Genomic DNA, 17,721 nt, shown 5'->3' with positions numbered 1-17,721 from the left:
TCGCATGGATCTATTCATGGTGCCACAGATTTTCTATCGTCGAGCCTTTCGAAACGACCACGCCGATGCAGGAGCCACGCCGATGACCTCGACCGCAGCCGATACCATCCAGGACCCGAGCGCGCCGACCGCGCGCACCCGCGTGCGCCGCGTCGCCCATCGCGGCCACTACGATCGCCCGACGCTCGAAGCGATCCTCGACGATGCGTACGTGTGCCACGTCGCATTCGCCGACGAATCGGGCGTGCATTGCATTCCGACCGCGTGCTGGCGCGAGGGCGATCATCTGTACATCCACGGCTCGAACGGCAGCAGGATGCTGAAGCTCGCGGCGGCGGGCGCGCAGGTGTGCGTGACCGTCACGCACCTGGACGGGCTCGTGCTCGCGCGCTCGGCGTTCAATCATTCGATGAACTACCGGTCGGCGGTGATCTACGGCGAGTTCGAGGTCGTGCCCGACGCGCGGAAGGCGGCCGTGCTCGATGCGTTCGTCGAGCGGATCGCGCCGGGCAGAAGCCGCGACGCGCGCCCGGGCGACGCGAACGAACTCGCCGCGACGACGGTGCTGCGCATCGGGCTCGACGAAGCCGCGACGAAGGTCCGCACGGGCGGCCCGAAGGACGACGAAGCGGATCTCGGCTTGCCGGTGTGGGCGGGCGTGCTGCCGATGCGCGACGCGCGCTTCGCGCCGGTCACGGCGGCCGCGCCCGCCGGCGTGCCGGACTACGTGCGGCGCTGGCAGGATGCGGTGCCGCTTCGCGAGACGGAGGATGAGGCGGCGAGGCGGATCGCGGCGCGTTGAGCGGGGCGCCGCCCGCCGCGCAAGTCGTCTTCAACGCGCGCCGCCGCGCGGCCGCCGGCCGCGCGCACGGGCAGCCGGTTCAACCCGGCGATCGCGCGATGCCGCGCAGCGGCCGCGATCCGAGGTGCTGAATGTTGCCGACGGTCGTGGTCAGCGTGCGCTCGTGGACCGACGTGATCCGGTCGGTCGTCTCTTGCGCGGACAGGCCGTTGTAATTCCCGATCATGCTGATGACCGGCATGTCGATCGACATCGGCACGTCGGTCGGTGTGCGCATCGGCGCGAGCGGCGTAGCCAGCAGGATCGTGATGGCCATCGCGATGAACGCGTGAATGTGGCGGGGATTGGTGTGGCGCACGTCATTCGACGCGCTTTCCCCATTCGACGGCGACAGCGGCGGGCTTCTCGCCGTCCGCGCGCTGCTTGGGGTGCTCGCGGATGCCGCCCGGGGGCTCGGAATCGCTGGCTTTGCGTGGTGAAGGCGGCTTCGTTCGCGGTGGCGCTTTTCCGCTTGCGCCTTCGCTTCGGCGCCGCGCTGGTCTCGGCTTCGCCGCCGCCGCCGAAGCCGAAGCCGAAGCCGCCTCGCCGCCATAGGGTGGGCAGTTTTGTTCAATACGTGCATGCGTGCCGCCCCTATCCTCGTTTGCTCCGATGAAACGAGCGTATTCGAGGACCCCGCATGGACGTACTGCTTTCGATGGCCGCTTTCGCGCTGGCCGCGTCGATCACTCCCGGCCCCGTCAATCTCGTCGCGCTGAGCGCGGGCGCGCGTTACGGCGTCGCGGCCAGCTTGCGCCACGTGACGGGCGCGACGCTCGGTTTCGTCGCGCTGTTCGTCGCGATCGGCCTCGGCATGCATGCGCTGCTCGAGCGCTGGCCGTTCCTCGCGAAGGCGATGCAATGGGGCGGCGCGGCGTTTCTGCTGTACCTCGGTTACCGGCTCGCGATCGACGACGGCCGCATCGACGCCCGCGAGCCGGCGAGCGGTGCGAGCGGTGCGAGCGGTGCGAGCGGGCCTTCGGCCGCGCGCGGCGCGGCGATGCAGTGGCTCAATCCGAAGGCGTGGCTCGCGTCGGTCGCGGGGATGAGCGTCTATTCGGCGGAAGGCGACGCCGCGCTCGTCTGGCGCTTCGCGGCGATCTATCTGGTGATTTGCTATCTGTCGGTCGCGAGCTGGGCGGTGGCGGGGGCGTGCTTGAGCCGGTATCTGCACGATGCGCGGCGAATGCGGATGTTCAATCGGGCGATGGCGTTGCTGCTCGCGTTGAGTGCGCTTTACTTGCTTGACGTGTAGCGATGACTTTCCGGGACGCTTGCTGAATCGACCGTATCACCGCCCCGCTGCGGGCGGCGGCAAGCCGCCTGCGCGGTGCTTGGGCGCGCCACGGGATCGCAAGAGCCGCCTTTGACCGCAGCGCTTCACTGGCGCGCGGTGGGTTCGGAGCGTGAATGCTCGCGCAGCCGAGCCGCGTCTCGTGATGACGCGCCGCCGAACATCCGCGCGTAGTCGAGGAAATCCGCCGCTTCCGCTGAGTGGCCGCGCGAATCGGGCAAAGTCCACGCGGAAGGCGCGCCGATCGAATCGCTTGTCCGCCGCTCCGCTGCTCCGCTGCTCCGCCGCTCCGGTGCGAAACGGTCGAACCAAGGCGCGCGACGTGGCCGTTCGTTGGAACAGCGGCTCGTTTAGCGGGGCCCGGCGGCCTCGACATGCCGCCGGACACACATCCAACCGGTGAATCCGGCATCGACGGCGATGCCGGGAAACGGTCCCGGCCGCACCGCCGATCCTTCCTTCGTCATCCTCGATACTGCCCCGGCGTCGCCGCCACCACCTTCCGAAACGCCCGCTGAAAATGCGCCTGATCGGCGAATCCGGCGTCGAGCGCGACGTCCGCGATCGGCCGGCCGAGCTTCAGTTGCGCGCGGCCGTACTGGATGCGCCGGTTCACGAGATACGCGTGCGGCGTCATCCCGTAATGCGCGCCGAACGCGCGGATCAGATAAGACGGCGACAGCCCGGCCGCCGTGCAGATATCGTCGAGCGAGAGCGCGCGCGTGCAATGCGCGTCGATATACTCGGCCGCGCGTGCGAGCTTCGCGGGCGAACTGCGCCGCGCGGCCGGCGCGAGCGCGGGTTGAGCGCGCAGTTGCAGCGCCGTGAAGAACGCGACGGCCATGCTTTGCTTTTGCAGCGTGTCGGCCGTGGGCGACGCGAGCGCGCGGTGGAGGCGGTTCAGCTCGCGATAGAGCCCCGCGCTCGTCGAGAGCCGTTCGGAAAACGGCCGGAAATCGCGGTTCGCGCTGAAGCCGAGCTGGTGCTGCAGGCGCGTGATCCAGCCGGCGTCGACGTACAGCATCCGATAGACCCATGGCCGATCGCCGAGCGGGTTGCACGCGTGGACGTCTTCCGGGTTGACGATGACGACCGCGCCCGCGCCGACCGGCTCGCGTGCCCTGCCGTTCAGATAGATGCTGCGCCCGCCGACGACGGCGCCGATCGAGAACGTTTCGTGCGTATGCTTCGCGTAGCAGATTCGCCGGCCGTCGTCGACGGCGCGCGCCTCGATGAACGGCAGCGCGGGATCGCGCCAGAAGCGGGAGACGGGGGCGGCGGGCGGGGCGCAGGCGATGGAACTCATGCGAGACGGCGTGGGGGCGCGAAGCGTCCGTAACGGGCCGCGGCCGACGCGGCGCGCGGGAACGGGCCATGATAACCCGCTTCGGCGCGGCGTTCGCGGCGCCGGACGGGAGTGCTCGGGCGCGCTTGCCGGAGGCGTCGTCAGGGCGGCGCGCGGCGGGAGCCGGCGCTTGCGCGCTGTCGCTATTCCGAGGCCGTCACGCGATATCCTTCGATGCCCGCGCGGCCGGCCTCACGCGACAGCCATGCGACTCTCGTGTCTTCCTTGCGCCGCCCGCCGCCCGCCGCCCGCCGCCCGCGGCCCGCCGCTCGATCGGCGCGTCCGTCCGCCGTCAGATCTGCTCCATCCCGAACGCCGCGAGTTTCGGCAGATCGAGCACGTCGATCTGGTTGTACGCGACGCGCAGCGCGCCGAGCCGCTCGAGATGCTGAAGCGCCTGGTTGATCCGCTGGCGCGACACGCCGACGAGCATGCCGAGTTCCTCCTGAGATATCGCCAGCGTCGCGCCGGTGTCCGGATACAGATCGGGATTGAACAGCTGCGCGAGCGACTGCGCGACGCGAGCGTCGACGTCGAGCAGCCGGCTGTTCTGGATCGACGCGATGAACTCGCCCATCCGGTTGTTCAACTGGCGAATCACGAAGCCCGTGAACGGCAGGCTGCTGTCGAGAAGCGCGTGGAACGTCGCGGTCGGCACGAACAGCACGAGCGAGCGCTGGATCGCGATCACGTCGTACTTGCGCAGTTCGCGCTTGATCACGCTGCCTTCGCCGAACCAGCCGCCCGACGGCACGCCGGAGAACGTGCAGCCGCGCCCGGAAGCGTTGTAGATCGCGAGCTTCACGAGCCCCCGATGCACGCCGATCCAGTATTCGCTCGGCGCCTGCCGGCGCGCGACCCAGTCGCCCGCGTCGCGGTACTCGGCGTGCGACTGCGCGACGACGAGCGCCTGATGCTCGGGCGCGAGCGCGTTGAACCAGCCGCAGTGCGAGAAGAGCGCGCGGAGCTCGCCGGCGTCGGCTGCCGCGACGGGCGCTTGCACGGACCCTTCGGCGGGCGCTTCGGCGGCTTCATTGGCGAGCGGCGGCGGGCGGCGCGGAGCTTGGACGTCGTCTGGCATCACACAGGGTTTGCGAGGATAGGGAATACGCGCGGTCGTCGCCGGCGAGTCTGTCGCTTGGGTGACAGACGGCTCACAATGGCCGCGAGTAGGCTTGTTCAATTGGACCACAAACCAACGATGCCGAGGCGCACGCCTTGCAGGAGACGACATCATGACGCAGAAGTTCGAGGAGGGGCTCGGCAAGCGCGAGGCCAACTACGTGCCGCTCACGCCGATCGATTTCATCGCGCGCGCGGCCGAGGTGTACGGCGAGCGCCTCGCCGTCGTGCACGGCGACATCCGCCGCACGTGGGGCGAGACCTATGCGCGCGCGCGGCGTCTCGCGAGCGCGCTCGAACGCGCGGGCGTCGAGCGGGGGGACACCGTCGCCGCGCTGCTGCCGAACATTCCGCCGATGATCGAGGCGCACTTCGGCGTGCCGATGGCGGGTGCCGTGCTCGACGCGCTGAACACGCGGCTCGACATCGCGTCGATGCTGTTCATGCTGCGTCACGGCGAGGCGAAGGTGCTGATCGTCGACACCGAATACGCGGAGTTCGCGCACCGCGCGGCGCTCGAGGTGCCGGGGCTCGCGATCGTGAGCGTGGCCGACGCGATGCCCGCCGATCCCGCGCGCTTTCCCGCCGCGATCGACTACGAGGCGTTCCTCGCGGGCGGCGACCCGACGTACACGTGGACGCCGCCGTCAGACGAATGGGAGGCGATCGCGCTGAACTACACGTCGGGGACGACGGGCGACCCGAAGGGCGTCGTCTACCATCATCGCGGCGCGTACCTCGCCGCGATCAGCAACATCCTCGAATGGGACATGCCGAAGCACGCGGTCTACCTGTGGACGCTGCCGATGTTCCATTGCAACGGCTGGTGCTTCCCGTGGGCGGTCGCGGCGCGTGCGGGCGTGAACGTGTGCCTGCGCAAGTTCGATGCGAAGCTCGTGCTCGATCTGATTCGGCGCGAGCGCGTCACGCATTACAGCGGCGCGCCGATCGTGCAGAGCGCGATCGCGAACGCGCCGGCCGAATGGCGCGCGGGGATCGAGCACGAGGTGCATGCGTTCGTCGCGGGCGCCGCGCCCGCGCCGGCTGTGATCGCGAAGATGAAGGAGATCGGCTTCGACCTCACGCATGTCTACGGGCTCACCGAGGTGTACGGCCCGGCGACCGTCTGCGCGAAGCAGGCGCACTGGGCGTCGCTGCCCGACGACGAGCTCGCGCAACTGAACGCTCGGCAAGGCGTGCGCTATCACCTGCAGGCGGGCGCGACCGTGCTCGATCCCGACACGATGGCGCCCGTGCCGGCCGACGGCGAGACGCTCGGCGAGATCATGTTTCGCGGCAACATCTGCATGAAGGGCTACCTGAAGAACCCGCACGCGACCGACGAGGCGTTCGCGGGCGGCTGGTTCCACACGGGCGATCTCGGCGTGTTGACGCCGGACGGCTACATCCGGATCAAGGACCGCCGCAAGGACATCATCATCTCCGGCGGCGAGAACATTTCGAGCATCGAGGTCGAGGACGCGCTGTACCGGCATCCGGCCGTCGCGGTCGCGGCCGTCGTCGCGCTGCCGGACCCGAAGTGGGGCGAGGTGCCGTGCGCGTTCGTCGAGCTGCGCGAAGGGATGAGCGCGACCGAGGAAGAGATCATCGCGCACTGCCGGCTGCTGCTCGCCGCGTACAAGATCCCGAAGACGGTGCGGTTCGGCGAGCTGCCGAAGACATCGACCGGGAAGATCCAGAAATTCCAGTTGCGCGCGCAGGTCGGCTCGCGCTCGGCGATCGATCTGGTGGCGGACGCCGCGAAGAAAGGGTAGGCGCGGTCCGCGGCCGGCCGCGGACCGCGGACGCCGCGCGGTAGCCGATCGCCGATCATCGATCATCGAGCGCGCGGCGCAGCGCGGCGATCGACGGCTCGCATCTGCATGCTGGACTCGCCGCCTGTGCCGGTTGCCCGACCGGCGCGCGAGCCGCGCGACGTGCGACGTGCGATGCGAGCCGCGCGACGCGTGCGGGCGCGGAGCCGCCATCTCCGTTCGCCGTTGCCCCTTGTTGTCACCCCGTTGTCAAAGTCGCCCCATATCGTCTGATGATATGGGGCGATGTCATGACTGACTAACGGCGGGGATGACCATGAAACACCTGAAAATCAAGGCAGCGTTGGTTTGCATCATCGATCTGGCGTGCCTGCACGGCGGCGCAGCGTGGGCGGGCGGCGTCGGTGCCGCGCCGCTCGCGGGCGACGCGAAGGCGCTGCGCAACTTGCTGTGCGCGGCGAACGGCGGGCGCGACATCACCGATCAGGGCACGCTGAAAGCCGGCGGCGACGTGACGGCCGTGGTCGTCTGCCAGTATCCGGAGCCGGCGGCGCACGCGCGTGCCGCCGGCGCGCGCGGCGCCGATGCGGCCTCGGCGGCCGTGAGCGCGAGCGTCGCGGGCGGTCCGATCCTGTCGACGCCCGTGATCGCGAACCTGCGCGTGCCGGGCGGCACGTTCTCGCTCGCGGCCGGCAATCCGCTGCCGCTTTCGTGCGGCGTCGATCTTGCAATCGCGCGATGGCCGAACACGCCGGCCGTGAGTCAGGGCACGTCGACGTTCAATTGCCGCGGCTACAACGTCGGCAGCAGCTCGAACGGCTGCAGCGTCCGGTGGTCGGGGCCGACGCCCGTGACGGTCGGCGCGACGCCGTACGGCGGCGGCACGACGCTGAACTTCGCTTGCACGGCGACGCATCTCGGCGCGTTCAGCACCGTGACCGACTATTCGTACCGCGATCCGGTCGATCCGCGCATCTGGTATGACGTGCGCGACCGGTTCGGCACGGTCAACGTCCAGCCCTGAAACACGCCGGGCGCGGGTGGGTTGGGTCAACGCGCGTCGAGCACGCCTTCGTCCGCCGCGAGCTTGAACACGCTGACTGCGTGCGCGAGCTGAGCGGCCTCGTCGCGCAGCGCGGCGGCCGCACGCTCGGCGTCGGCGATCAGCGTCGCGTTCTGCTGCGTCGCCGCGCCGATCTGCGTGACGGCGAGATTCACCTGCTCGATCCCGCTCGACTGCTCGCGCGACGCCGCGCTGATCTCGGCGATGATCGCGCGCACCTGATCGACGCGCGCGACGATGTCCTGCATCGCCGCGCGCGCGTCCTCGGCGATCCGGAAGCCGTGCTCGGCCGTCGACGCCGATTCGCCGACGAGCGCGTCGATTTCCTTGGCGGCCGCCGCGCTGCGCTGCGCGAGCGCGCGCACCTCGGAGGCGACGACCGCGAAGCCCTTGCCGTGCTCGCCCGCGCGCGCCGCCTCGACGGCTGCGTTCAGCGCGAGGATGTTGGTCTGGAACGCAATGCCCTCGATCACGCCGGTGATCTCGGCGATCTTGCGCGCGACGCCCTGGATGTCGCCCATCGTCGCGACGACGCGCTGCACGGCCGCGCCGCCCGTCGTCGCGGCGCTCGACGCGCCGGTCGCGAGCGCGTTCGCCTGCGCCGCGTGATCGGCGTTCTGTTGAACGGCCGCGGTGATCTGCTCCATGCTCGCCGCGGTCTGCTCGACGCTGCTCGCCTGCGTTGCGATGCGCGCGGCCATGTCGCTGCTGCCGGCCGCGATCGTCACGGTGCCGTGCGCGATGTCGGCCGCGCCGCGCCGCACCTGCGCGACGATCCGCGCGAGGCCGTCGCCGATTCCGTCGACCGCGCGCACGAGCCGGCCGATCTCGTCGCCTCGGCCGCGCCTCTCACGCGGCTGCGCCGCGTCATCGTGCATGCCGTGCGCGCCGCGCGCGGCGATCCGCACGCTGAGGTCGCCCGCGGCGAAGCGCTCGGACGCGTGCGCCGCCGCATCGAGCGGCCGGCTGACGACGCGCTTGACGACCGCGACGAACAGCGCCGCGAACGCGAGCACGAACGCGCAGCCGATCGCGGCGAAGCGGTTGCGGGTCGCGCGCATGTCGGCCATCACTTCGTCGTCGATCGCGATGCCGCCGACGAGCCATTGCCACTGCGGAACCGTCACGAACGACACGAACTTCGCGCGCGGGCCGTCGTCGCCGGCGGCGGCGTCGGTCGATGTGTAGGACAACTGGCCTTCCTTCGCGGCGAGCATCCGCGCGTATGGCGCGGCCGCCTCGTCGGCGCGCTGGCCCGCGCGCGCCGGATGGACGAGCAGGGTGCCGCGCGCGGGGCCATCCGACGCGTCGAGCACGAAGTAGTAGCCGTGCTCGCCGATTTTCAACTGGCGGATGCCGGTTTCGACGAGCCGCATTTCCGCGCCGACGTCGATGCCGACGAACAGCGCGCCGACGATCGCGCCGCTCGCATCCGCGATCGGCTTGTATTGGGTGATGTAACGTTTGCCGAACAGCGTCGCGAGACCCGTGTAGGTCCGGCCGGCGACGAGCGGCGCGTACGCGGGGCCCTTGCGGTCGAGCAGCGTGCCGATCGCGCGGCTGCCGTCCTGCTTCTTCAGCGACGTCGTCACGCGGACGAAGTCGTCGCCGCGGCGCGCGAAGATCGTCGCAATCGCGCCGCTCTTTTGCAGGAACTGGTCGGGAATCGAGAAGTCGAGGTTCAGCGTCTGGCCGCCCGCCGTGAGCGTGGGCGTCGCGGTGCCCGCGACGTCGATCGTGCGCGCGGCGTCGAGCGCGTAGCCGGCCGGCAGGAAGCTCGCGAAGAGCGTCATCGCGCGGCTCGCCTCGGCGCTCAGCGCTTCGTCGAAAAGCGCGATCATCGCGGCGATCGAGCGATCCTTCTCGTCGATCCTCGCGTGGACCTGATCGGCGACCTGGTTGCCGGCGGCGTGGGTCAGCGCCCAGACGAACGCGGCGAAGAGAACGGCGAAGAGCGCGCTCGACAGCGCCGCGAGGCGTGCGCCGACGCTCGCGCGCCGCAGGAATGGCACGTGCATGAATGACTCCGGAGTGCGGGGGGCGGGTACGTTGGCGGAACGCACGCGTCACCGCTCTCTGATGGCGTGGTTGTCGGCACGCGCGGGCGAATCTTTAGGATTTTGTAAGGGGCGGGCGCGGCGCTCAGGATCGCGAAGCGTGCGCGGCGTTCGGGGCCTCGTCCGTTCGCGGCGCGCCGCGAGGCGGCGGCGATGCCGCCGGCCCGTCGGCGGCGGCCGCGTGGACCTTGCTGCGCGACGCGTCGTCCGTTCGCGAGCCGGTTCTCGTCGCCCGGCAGTTCGTCGCCCGCGAGCACGGCGCGCCGCGTCCTCATGGTGCCGGTTATCGCGCTACTTGCCCGTCGGGTCGATCAGCGGCGCGCGGCGGTTGCGCGTTCCCCGTTCGTCATGCGTGACGGGCGAAGAGGCGCGCGCTCCGGTCGGGCGGTTTCTCGTGGCGGTCCGGGCATGTCGCTCGGTTGCATGGCGATAGTGCGAGCGATGAGACAAAGGGCGCGCACGCACGAGCGGCTCGGCGCCGAGCGTGCGGTCGGCGACGGCACGCCGGCCTCCTCGCATGCGTGCGCCGGCGCGCGGATACGGTTCTTCTTGGTCTGTTGGCTGCCTGCGGAGGAGCGCCGCGTTCGAGCGTTCGTCGAATCGGCGCATGGGCTGAACGGGCCGTTGCGTGCCGGGCGCGGATCGACCCCGCGATCTCGACGCATTCGTACATGGGAACTCGAATTGCATCGAAGACCCGAGCGGCCCGCGCACAGGAGTGCGGCCAAGGCGCTGCGAGTCGATTCGGGCTGGCGAAATGGCCGGGGCACCGCTGTAAGAATGTGTAAAAGGTCACTTCACCAGGCCCCCGAAGGGCCATCTTTATATGGCCGCCGAATTCGATCGTTCGGGAATACGCTTGATTTCGTCGGGCGAAGCGCGTTGCGCGCCATTTGCCGCAAGGAATGCGCGCCGGTTGCGGGCAGGCATTGCAAGGTTCGATGCGGCGGGCCGTCGCGCAGCCGCCGGGCGAGGATTGCCGCGCTGGATCTCGCGGCGATCGGTGCGATGCCGACGCGTTGCGGTTCGTTCCGCGCCGTTTTTCGCATGGCGGACGAACGAGGCCGGAACGGGTTCCATGACAGGGCGGTCGCGGCGCGCCGCGCGCAGGCCGCAACTGACGCGATGTTTCAACTGTGAGACATGTCGCCATGTCCCGGCGGCCAATGCGTGTGTTACGTAACGTCGGTGAATCATTTTGACGACGGATTCTCGCGCGGAGCGGGTGCGTGCGCGCGCACCCGCGGCCGGCGACGTCGCCGCATTGCGTTTCGGCAGCGCGGGGATGCGGCCGGGCGGCCGTCGATGGCCATCGCGCACGACGTGCGCGATAGGCGCGTACGGCGCTGGCACGGTTTCTGCGTGACATCGGGCACGAGGACCGCGCCGGCCGATTCGCGCGGATACAGTGAAACTTGTCGGGCGCACCCACCGGGCTCGCTCGCTCAATTGCAGCACGGAGCAAGACATGGACGCGCTTCCGAACCAGTCCGACGCGCAATTCCAGGCTTTCCTGGCGAAGCTGCTCGAGCAGCCGCAGCCCGTCGCTTGGGGCGAAAAGCAGCAGATCGAACTCGACATGGCGCGCGAGCTGGCCGTCGAGATGCTGCAGTTCGCCGAACGCCTGAACGCGGCCCATGCCCCCGATCTCGAAAACTGCCTCGTGCTGCTCAGGCATGCGAAGGTGCTCGACTTCATCCTGTCGTCGCTCGCCGCGCACCGCGACATCCATCCGCGCACGCTTCGCACGATCTTCAAGCTCGCGAAGCTCAAGGTCGACGATTCGTATCCGGAGTGAACGGATTCGAGCGGCGTCGACGGGCGCGCGTCGTCGGCGTCGGGCGCATGCGCGCGTGAAGCGTGCGGTTCTCCCGGCCAGGACGCGCGCGGCTCGGATCGCGGTTCCATCGTGACGGATATTGCGTGCGCGTCGAGCGGATCGCGCCCGATGCGCACTTTCCATTTGGGCGCGCACGAGCGTTATCGCTCGCCGCCGCGCCGCCTTCCGACCATTCGAAGCGATAGGCATCGGCGGCGGCGCGCGCCTTCGGATCATCCGATCGAGTCGGAGCGAATGCCGCGCCGCGCGGCCGGCGGCAAGCGCCGCCGATTCGCCCTATCGCGGCCGCCGGCCGACGAACGGCGGCGTGCCCGGCATGCCGGTTCCATTCGCGATTCCGCTTTGACTGCGGCACCGTAACGGCAGACGATGGATTCCGGTGAACGGAGCGTCCGATCGATGCGGAGGATCGAACGCCCGAACGAACGTGATGCGGCGGCATGGAACGGACATTCATGACACCACGATGCTCGGCGAGCGTGGATTATCCGCGTCGTCCGGAAATCGGAATTTTCCGAAAGCGTTTTTTTCAGTCAGTCGGCTTGATCGGGCATCTTGGATATCATTTTTCTTTCGGCTTTTATTGCGTGTCGCGTAAGGATTGAAAAATTAATTTTTATCAAAAAATCCGCATCATTGAGAGGGGATGGGTAGGGTCATTTTTATCGTCGTCGGGCGATTACTTTACCCGATATGGTTGATAAAAAGCGCTGATTTGTCGAGTATTCCGCTCAAGTTGACAACGTAAAAATAAGCATGCATCATGCCTTCAAATAGCGTGGTTGAAATAGAAGTGAGAGAGGGCCGTATGACGCGTGTCGTCTTCGTCAAAATTCCGATAGCAGTTTGTTCCGATTCAGAAGCGAGCGTTTTTCGTGGAAGTTTCGATATTTACTATCACGGTGCTTGTCCCGGTTCGGCGTCCGTAGGGGCTGCGCTTTGAACTCGGCTGAGTCGTTCGCGTTCGGCGGCGTGCCGGTCGAGGCCGATCAGTGCCCGTGGGCGGCATCGGATTTCGATGTGCTTGGCGTAGGCGTGCGCGTTGCGCGCACATGAAGCGCTGCGCAAGCGATCGTGCGCATCGCCGCTCAGATGTCCGCTCGGATGTCCGTTTTCGCATCGAACGGACCGTTTCCACGCGCGGGCGGAATGTTCTCTTGCTTCTTCTGGCAGGACGTGTCCGCACCCGGATGCAGGCAGGCTTTCGTCTTCCATCGGCCATGTCGCATGAGCATGACTAGTGCGGGCCGGCCGCGCGAGGCGCATCTTTCGTCGGCTCGTTCATATTGAGCGATGCGGCGGCATTGCATGCCGAAGGCGGGGGATATGCGGGCGACGCCGGCGGTAGTCGCATCGACGCGGGACATTCGTGCCGAAGGCGGCAGCGCGGGCGGCGCGTCGAGTCTTCATCGTCGAGGGCGGGCCGAAAACATTGTCCGGCCGAATTTCCGCGAGCGAGCGGATCGGCATCGCGGGCGTTTCGTCGCGCGAGCTTGATTGATTCGATGGCGTCTCACGCTGCAGCAGTAGGCATCGAGTCGGGCATTAATCTCGCCATTTGATTGATTTTGTTTGACGCTGGAATCGAATCCAATCGGAATCGACAACGTATTGGAGTCGTCGCCGTTTGCATCATTATCGAATGGCGATAAATGAATGCCGTTTGATTGGCGAAATTGATTCTCGATCGGAGTGTCGTCGTGTTCGGATTCAACCGAACGCGGCATGAGGTTGTCATGCCGGCGGCGCATTGGCCGGCGTGCGACGGATTGCGGCAATGTGCTTTGCGGCTCGCGGCGCGTTCCTTCGATGCAACGTTGCGCTTTTGTGTCGCTTTGCCTCATGCCGACGAGCGGTTTGCCTTTCGTGATTCGGGCCGGGATCTCATTTTGCGCGAGGCACCCTGGCGGGCGTGTCACGCGCTTGGCCGGCAACTGCAGGCCGGCGCGGCGGATGCGGTGCGGATGCGGTGCGGATGCGCGCGGCGGCCGCGTGGCGGCGCGATTTCGCGCGGGGCGAGTCGCGAGAAAGGCGGCGGGCGAGAGCGAGACGCTGCACGTCGGCGCGTCCGTGGCGGTGAAGCGCGGCCTTCGCGGGCGGCGTTCGGATTGAAATGAACCACCAAGTCTGTGGAGCGGGCATGTCTGCGGGTAGAGAACAGTTTGTGCGCCGGATGCGAGCGTCGAGGTCCGCGGGGGATGCCTTCGACGTGGTCTTGCAACGCGGGACGGAACTGGGATTCCAGTTTTGCGCGTATCGGCTCACGGCGCCCATCCCGATCACCCGGCGACGGACGTTCGTCTGGAGCAACTACCCGAACGCCTGCGCGGCGTCGCCGGTGCTCGACGCGGACCGCAGCGGGCGCGGCGCCGACACGGACGCGCAGGCGTGCGGCGTGACGGCCGATGCGACGCAGGTATTCGAATCGATGGCGGACGGCCTTTGGGCCGAGACGTCCGATCAGGGCGTCCGGTATGGGTGGGCGCTGTCGGTGCGGGACCGCTGGGGCGCCGTCGGCACGCTGAAATTCGCTCGCGGGACGCGGGAAATCGTGCAGGAAGAACTGGACGACATCGAGCCTGAAATGATCTGGCTCGCGCATCTCGCGCACGACACGATCGGCAGCCTGATGCGCGACGAGACGATTCCCGGGGAGATCGCCCGCGTGTCGCTCGTCGAGCGACAGATATTGTTATGGACCGCTGAAGGAAAGACGGTGTCGGAGATTTCGAGCATCCTCCAGATGTCGGTGCGCAACATCAACTTCCACATTCAGAACGTCGTCGGCAAGCTCGGGGCGACGAACAAGACGCACGCGGCGGTCAAGGCGACCCTGGTCGGCCTGATTCCGGTGTAAGCGCGAGATGAACAAAACACAACCCGGAGTCGAAATGGCCGTGGAATCCGTCATCGGCCGGCAAGGGCGGTTCTCGCTGAAGATCGTCGGCGGATACCGGCCCAACGTGCGCAAGCTGTCGTCGTGGATGGAGGACTGTCTCGCCGATTATGCGTGCGGCCGCTACCGGATCGCGTCGAGCCTCGAAACGTCGGGGCGCGGCGGCGTCGCGCATATCGATGTCGCGCAGGCCGGTTTCGACGTCGACGTCTGCGGGCGCAAGGCCGATCTGCTCGTCGCGCTCGACGTGCCGGCCATACTCGACCACGACGCGCTGCTTGACGGCAACACGGTTTGTCTCGTGGCCGATACGCGCGACGACGAAGACGGGATCGAGCACGCGCTGTCGGACGAATTGCGCGAGCGGGTGCCGAAGCTGCTGCGCAAGCGGCGCGCGTCCGGTTACTGGCTGCCGTTTTGCGAGGAATTTCTCGAGCTCGAAGGCCCGGCGTTCGACGGCAAGCTGATCGCGGCGCAAGGCGCGACGTGCAAGGTGATGGGCATCAACGGCAGCGGCGGCGTGGCGGGTTTCGACGAGATCACCTGACGCGTCGGCGGCCGTCTCGCGGCGCGCGCGGCGCTCGTGCCGGGATGGGCGGGCGGGGCCTTGCGGCGGCATCGCGTCGGGCGGGCGGCGTCGGGGCGGCGGGGGCGGCGCGATAGCGGACGTGCGCCGCACAATGAACCCGGGGCGGTGTGTTAGTATCGCGGCCGTGCATAGCGGCGCATTCGCGGCCATCGATCATCGGTGACATCCTCCGCGGCGAATGCGCGCATCCCGAACGAACATCGAAAGCGGCCGAAAAAAAGGTGGGCGGTCCGACGATAATTCTCGTCGAATACCTGAGAGTCTGCATGTGCAGCCGGAGAAATACATGACGAACGTAACGTATCTTGACTTCGAAAAGGCGATCGGCGAGCTGGATGCGAAGATCGACGCGCTGCGTTGTTCCGAGGATGAATCGGCGATCGATCTTTCCGAGGAAATCAACCGGTTGTCCGCGCGCAGCGAGAAGCTGACGAAGGAACTGTACGAGCGGCTCACGCCGTGGCAAATCGTCCAGGTGGCGCGGCATCCGGCGCGGCCTTATACGCTTGATTACGTCAATTTCATCTTCACGGATTTTCACGAGCTGCATGGCGATCGCAGCTATGCGGACGATCAGTCGATCGTCGGCGGGCTCGCGCGTTTCAACGATCGGCCGTGCGTCGTGGTGGGCCACCAGAAGGGGCGCAACACGAAGGAGCGCGCGATGCGCAATTTCGGCTATCCGCGGCCCGAGGGATACCGAAAGGCGCTGCGGCTTTTCAAGCTCGCCGAGAAATTCAGGCTGCCGATCTTCACGTTCATCGACACGCCGGGCGCGTGGCCCGGGATCGACGCCGAAGAGCACAACCAGTCCGAGGCGATCGGCCGCAATCTGATGGAAATGGCGAGCCTTCAGACGCCGATCATCACGACGGTGATCGGCGAGGGCGGCTCGGGCGGCGCGCTCGCGATCGGCGTCGGCGACGTGTCGATCATGCTCCAGTTCTCAACCTATTCGGTCATTTCGCCCGAAAGCTGCTCGTCGATTCTCTGGAAGAACCCGAACTACGCGGAGCAGGCGGCCAACGCGCTCGGCCTGACCGCGCACCGCCTCAAGGCGCTCGGGTTGATCGACAAGATCGCGAACGAGCCGGTCGGCGGCGCACATCGCGATCCGCAGCAAATGGCGCTGATGCTCAAGCGCGTGCTGCAGGAAAGCCTGCGCAACGTCGAATCGCTCGACGCGAAGCAGCTTCTCGTTCGCCGTCACGAGCGGCTCATGCACTACGGCAAGTTCCGCGAAACGGCGGTATGAGCGCATCCGGCTGCGCCGTCGGGCGCCGCGCGCGATAGGCGGCCGGCCGAAACATGCGCGTGTTCTCCATATCGGATCTGCACGTCGAATATCCGGAAAACGCCAGATGGCTGGACGCGCTGCCGCGATACGAGCACACGCGCGACGTCCTTATTCTGGCGGGTGACGTCGCCACCGATCTCGCTCACATCGAACGCGCCTTCGGCGCGTTCTGCGCGCGCTTCGAGGCGGTCGTGTTCGTGCCGGGCAATCACGACTTGTGGCTCGGGCCGCGCGATACGGCCGCGACGTCGATCGACAAGTGGCATGCGTTGCGCGAGCTCGCGCAACGCATGGGCGTGCGCGTCGATCCATTCCATGCGCACGGCGTTTCCGTCGTGCCGCTTCTCGCGTGGTACGACTACAGCTTCGGCGAGCCTTCCGACGGCCTGCTGCAAGTGTGGGGCGACTATCGCCGCTGCGTGTGGCCGCAGGACATGACACCCGCGGATGTCGCGCGACATCTGGAAGCGCACAATCGCGAATACTTGGATATCCGAAACGATATCGTGATCTCATGCTCGCACTTTCTGCCGCGCGCCGACCTGATGCCGTCGATGGCGCCGGCTTGGGTCAAGGCGCTTGCGCCCGTCATGGGATCGTGGCGGCTCGACCGGCAGATCCGCGCGCTGGGATCGGCCATTCACGTGTTCGGCCACAGCCATCTGAATCAGGCGCGCACCATTGACGGCGTGCGATACGTGAACAGCGCGCTCGGCACGCCGTCCGAGGCGCACATTTCCCGCAGGCGGTTGTCGCTGATCTGGTCGGATTGATGCGCGCTCACGCGTGCGCATAGGCGCTCAGCGCCCGCGCCAGCGTTCGCAGCGTCCAGCCGGGATCGCCCCAGTCGAACGACGCCGTGTCCGGAAGCAGACGATTCAGTTCACAGCGCATGCCGCACGCCAGCAGCGAACCCAATCCCAGATCGACGATGCGCGCGTCCGGATTCACGTCGCGGGCGTCGATGCCCAGTGCGTCGGCGACGTAGTCGGCACACCAGCGCTGAATATCCGGCATCGAATCGCATTCGTCCATGCTCGTCGCTCCCTTTACGGTGGAATTCGGTCCGATGTCGTCGCAGTCTCGCGATGCGGCGCTGCCGCGCGCGGCGACGAACGTGATTTGCATCATCATTCGGTTCGCCGCGCTTTTCCATGACGCGGATCAAATTTAGCCATCCTCATTGTGTCGGGCGAATAAGAATGAAGAAAAAATGGCAATGGATTTGTCGGCCAAATTAATGCGGCCGGACAATTCGACGAATCGAAAATGATCGCGTTGTTCAAATTGCACGGAAGGAAAAACAGGAATGTTCCGACCCGCCTCTGCCGTCGACGGAGAGCGGGCGTCTGCCGCACCGCGCGATACGGGAGGATTGCACAACGAATGCCCGGAGCGGGCACGGATTTATCAGCTATTTTGTGAAATTTCACCTTCGATCGACTGTGTATTTTTACACTTGAAGGCGCTCGTTGCGATTCGTAGGATAGCCCCAGTCAAATTGGCATTCTTCGGCGTCGCGTGAATGAGCGGGATATTCCATTCGCTCGTGCCATTAAAGGAAGAGAATCGATCGGATGGATTTCCCGGAATTGTCGCGCG

15 protein-coding genes and 1 pseudogene are annotated in these 17,721 nt (G+C 67.2%); 10 read left to right on the top strand and 6 right to left on the bottom strand.

The genetic code is table 11. The features are described 5' to 3' along the window. Nucleotides 1–82: 82 nt before the first annotated feature. On the top strand, nt 83–802 hold the full coding sequence (locus tag BTH_RS08650) for a pyridoxamine 5'-phosphate oxidase family protein (protein ID WP_009897670.1): 720 nt from the start codon (nt 83–85) through the stop codon (nt 800–802). Between the two features lie 94 nt (nt 803–896). Here the strand turns inward: BTH_RS08650 and BTH_RS35610 are convergent. Then, nucleotides 897–1,118 (bottom strand): annotated as a pseudogene (locus BTH_RS35610) (multidrug transporter); the annotation flags it as partial. Nucleotides 1,119–1,481: 363 nt separating this feature from the next. Here BTH_RS35610 and BTH_RS08640 point away from each other — a divergent pair. Beyond that, on the top strand, nt 1,482–2,096 hold the full coding sequence (locus BTH_RS08640) for a LysE family translocator (protein WP_009897665.1): 615 nt from the start codon (nt 1,482–1,484) through the stop codon (nt 2,094–2,096). Between the two features lie 502 nt (nt 2,097–2,598). On the opposite strand, the gene BTH_RS08635 is transcribed toward BTH_RS08640, so the two are convergent. Together BTH_RS08635 and BTH_RS08630 are read right to left on the bottom strand one after the other, a co-directional pair. Continuing rightward, the gene (locus BTH_RS08635) at nt 2,599–3,441 is read right to left on the bottom strand and encodes an AraC family transcriptional regulator (protein ID WP_009897663.1); all 843 of its coding nucleotides are present in this window, start codon (nt 3,439–3,441) and stop codon (nt 2,599–2,601) included. Between the two features lie 331 nt (nt 3,442–3,772). Continuing rightward, entirely contained in the window at nt 3,773–4,561 is a 789-nt protein-coding gene (locus BTH_RS08630) for a Crp/Fnr family transcriptional regulator (RefSeq protein WP_009897662.1), read from the bottom strand. Between the two features lie 154 nt (nt 4,562–4,715). Between BTH_RS08630 and BTH_RS08625 the strand changes: the two genes are divergently transcribed. Then, a complete protein-coding gene (locus tag BTH_RS08625) occupies nt 4,716–6,377 on the top strand; it encodes an acyl-CoA synthetase (protein WP_009897660.1) in 1,662 nt (553 codons plus the stop codon). 310 nt (nt 6,378–6,687) lie between these two features. Further along, nucleotides 6,688–7,401: a hypothetical protein gene (locus BTH_RS08620; RefSeq protein WP_025369889.1), complete on the top strand. Its 714-nt coding sequence runs from the start codon at nt 6,688–6,690 to the stop codon at nt 7,399–7,401. Between the two features lie 26 nt (nt 7,402–7,427). Here the strand turns inward: BTH_RS08620 and BTH_RS08615 are convergent, their stop codons facing one another. Further along, nucleotides 7,428–9,458 carry a methyl-accepting chemotaxis protein gene (locus BTH_RS08615; RefSeq protein WP_009897657.1) on the bottom strand — a complete coding sequence of 677 codons (2,031 nt, stop codon included), beginning with the start codon at nt 9,456–9,458 and terminating at the stop codon, nt 7,428–7,430. Nucleotides 9,459–10,319: 861 nt separating this feature from the next. Next, a complete protein-coding gene (locus BTH_RS34380) occupies nt 10,320–10,631 on the bottom strand; it encodes a hypothetical protein (protein ID WP_154660036.1) in 312 nt (103 codons plus the stop codon). Between the two features lie 334 nt (nt 10,632–10,965). Here BTH_RS34380 and BTH_RS08605 point away from each other — a divergent pair, with 334 nt between their 5' ends. From BTH_RS08605 to BTH_RS08580, 6 genes are all read left to right on the top strand, one after another. Next, nucleotides 10,966–11,295: a hypothetical protein gene (locus BTH_RS08605; RefSeq protein ID WP_009897654.1), complete on the top strand. Its 330-nt coding sequence runs from the start codon at nt 10,966–10,968 to the stop codon at nt 11,293–11,295. Nucleotides 11,296–13,004: 1,709 nt separating this feature from the next. Beyond that, nucleotides 13,005–13,454: a hypothetical protein gene (locus BTH_RS08600; RefSeq protein WP_230589017.1), complete on the top strand. Its 450-nt coding sequence runs from the start codon at nt 13,005–13,007 to the stop codon at nt 13,452–13,454. 92 nt (nt 13,455–13,546) lie between these two features. Beyond that, nucleotides 13,547–14,194, top strand: a complete 648-nt coding sequence (locus tag BTH_RS08595) for a LuxR C-terminal-related transcriptional regulator (protein WP_009897647.1) — start codon at nt 13,547–13,549, stop codon at nt 14,192–14,194. Nucleotides 14,195–14,228: 34 nt separating this feature from the next. Continuing rightward, entirely contained in the window at nt 14,229–14,780 is a 552-nt protein-coding gene (locus tag BTH_RS08590; RefSeq protein ID WP_009897646.1) for a hypothetical protein, read from the top strand. Between the two features lie 328 nt (nt 14,781–15,108). Further along, nucleotides 15,109–16,077 (top strand): acetyl-CoA carboxylase carboxyltransferase subunit alpha, encoded by a 969-nt coding sequence (locus tag BTH_RS08585; RefSeq protein ID WP_011401357.1) that lies wholly within the window; start codon nt 15,109–15,111, stop codon nt 16,075–16,077. A 53-nt stretch (nt 16,078–16,130) separates the two neighbouring features. Further along, a complete protein-coding gene (locus tag BTH_RS08580) occupies nt 16,131–16,892 on the top strand; it encodes a metallophosphoesterase (RefSeq protein WP_009897643.1) in 762 nt (253 codons plus the stop codon). A 7-nt stretch (nt 16,893–16,899) separates the two neighbouring features. Here BTH_RS08580 and BTH_RS08575 read toward each other — a convergent pair whose 3' ends face one another. Then, on the bottom strand, nt 16,900–17,154 hold the full coding sequence (locus BTH_RS08575; protein ID WP_009897641.1) for an acyl carrier protein: 255 nt from the start codon (nt 17,152–17,154) through the stop codon (nt 16,900–16,902). Nucleotides 17,155–17,721 lie beyond the last annotated feature (567 nt).

The sequence above is a fragment of the Burkholderia thailandensis E264 genome, assembly GCF_000012365.1.
Taxonomy (GTDB): Bacteria; Pseudomonadota; Gammaproteobacteria; order Burkholderiales; family Burkholderiaceae; genus Burkholderia; species Burkholderia thailandensis.
Note: the sequence above shows the minus strand (reverse complement) of the source record. Positions and strands in the feature narration are given on the sequence as shown.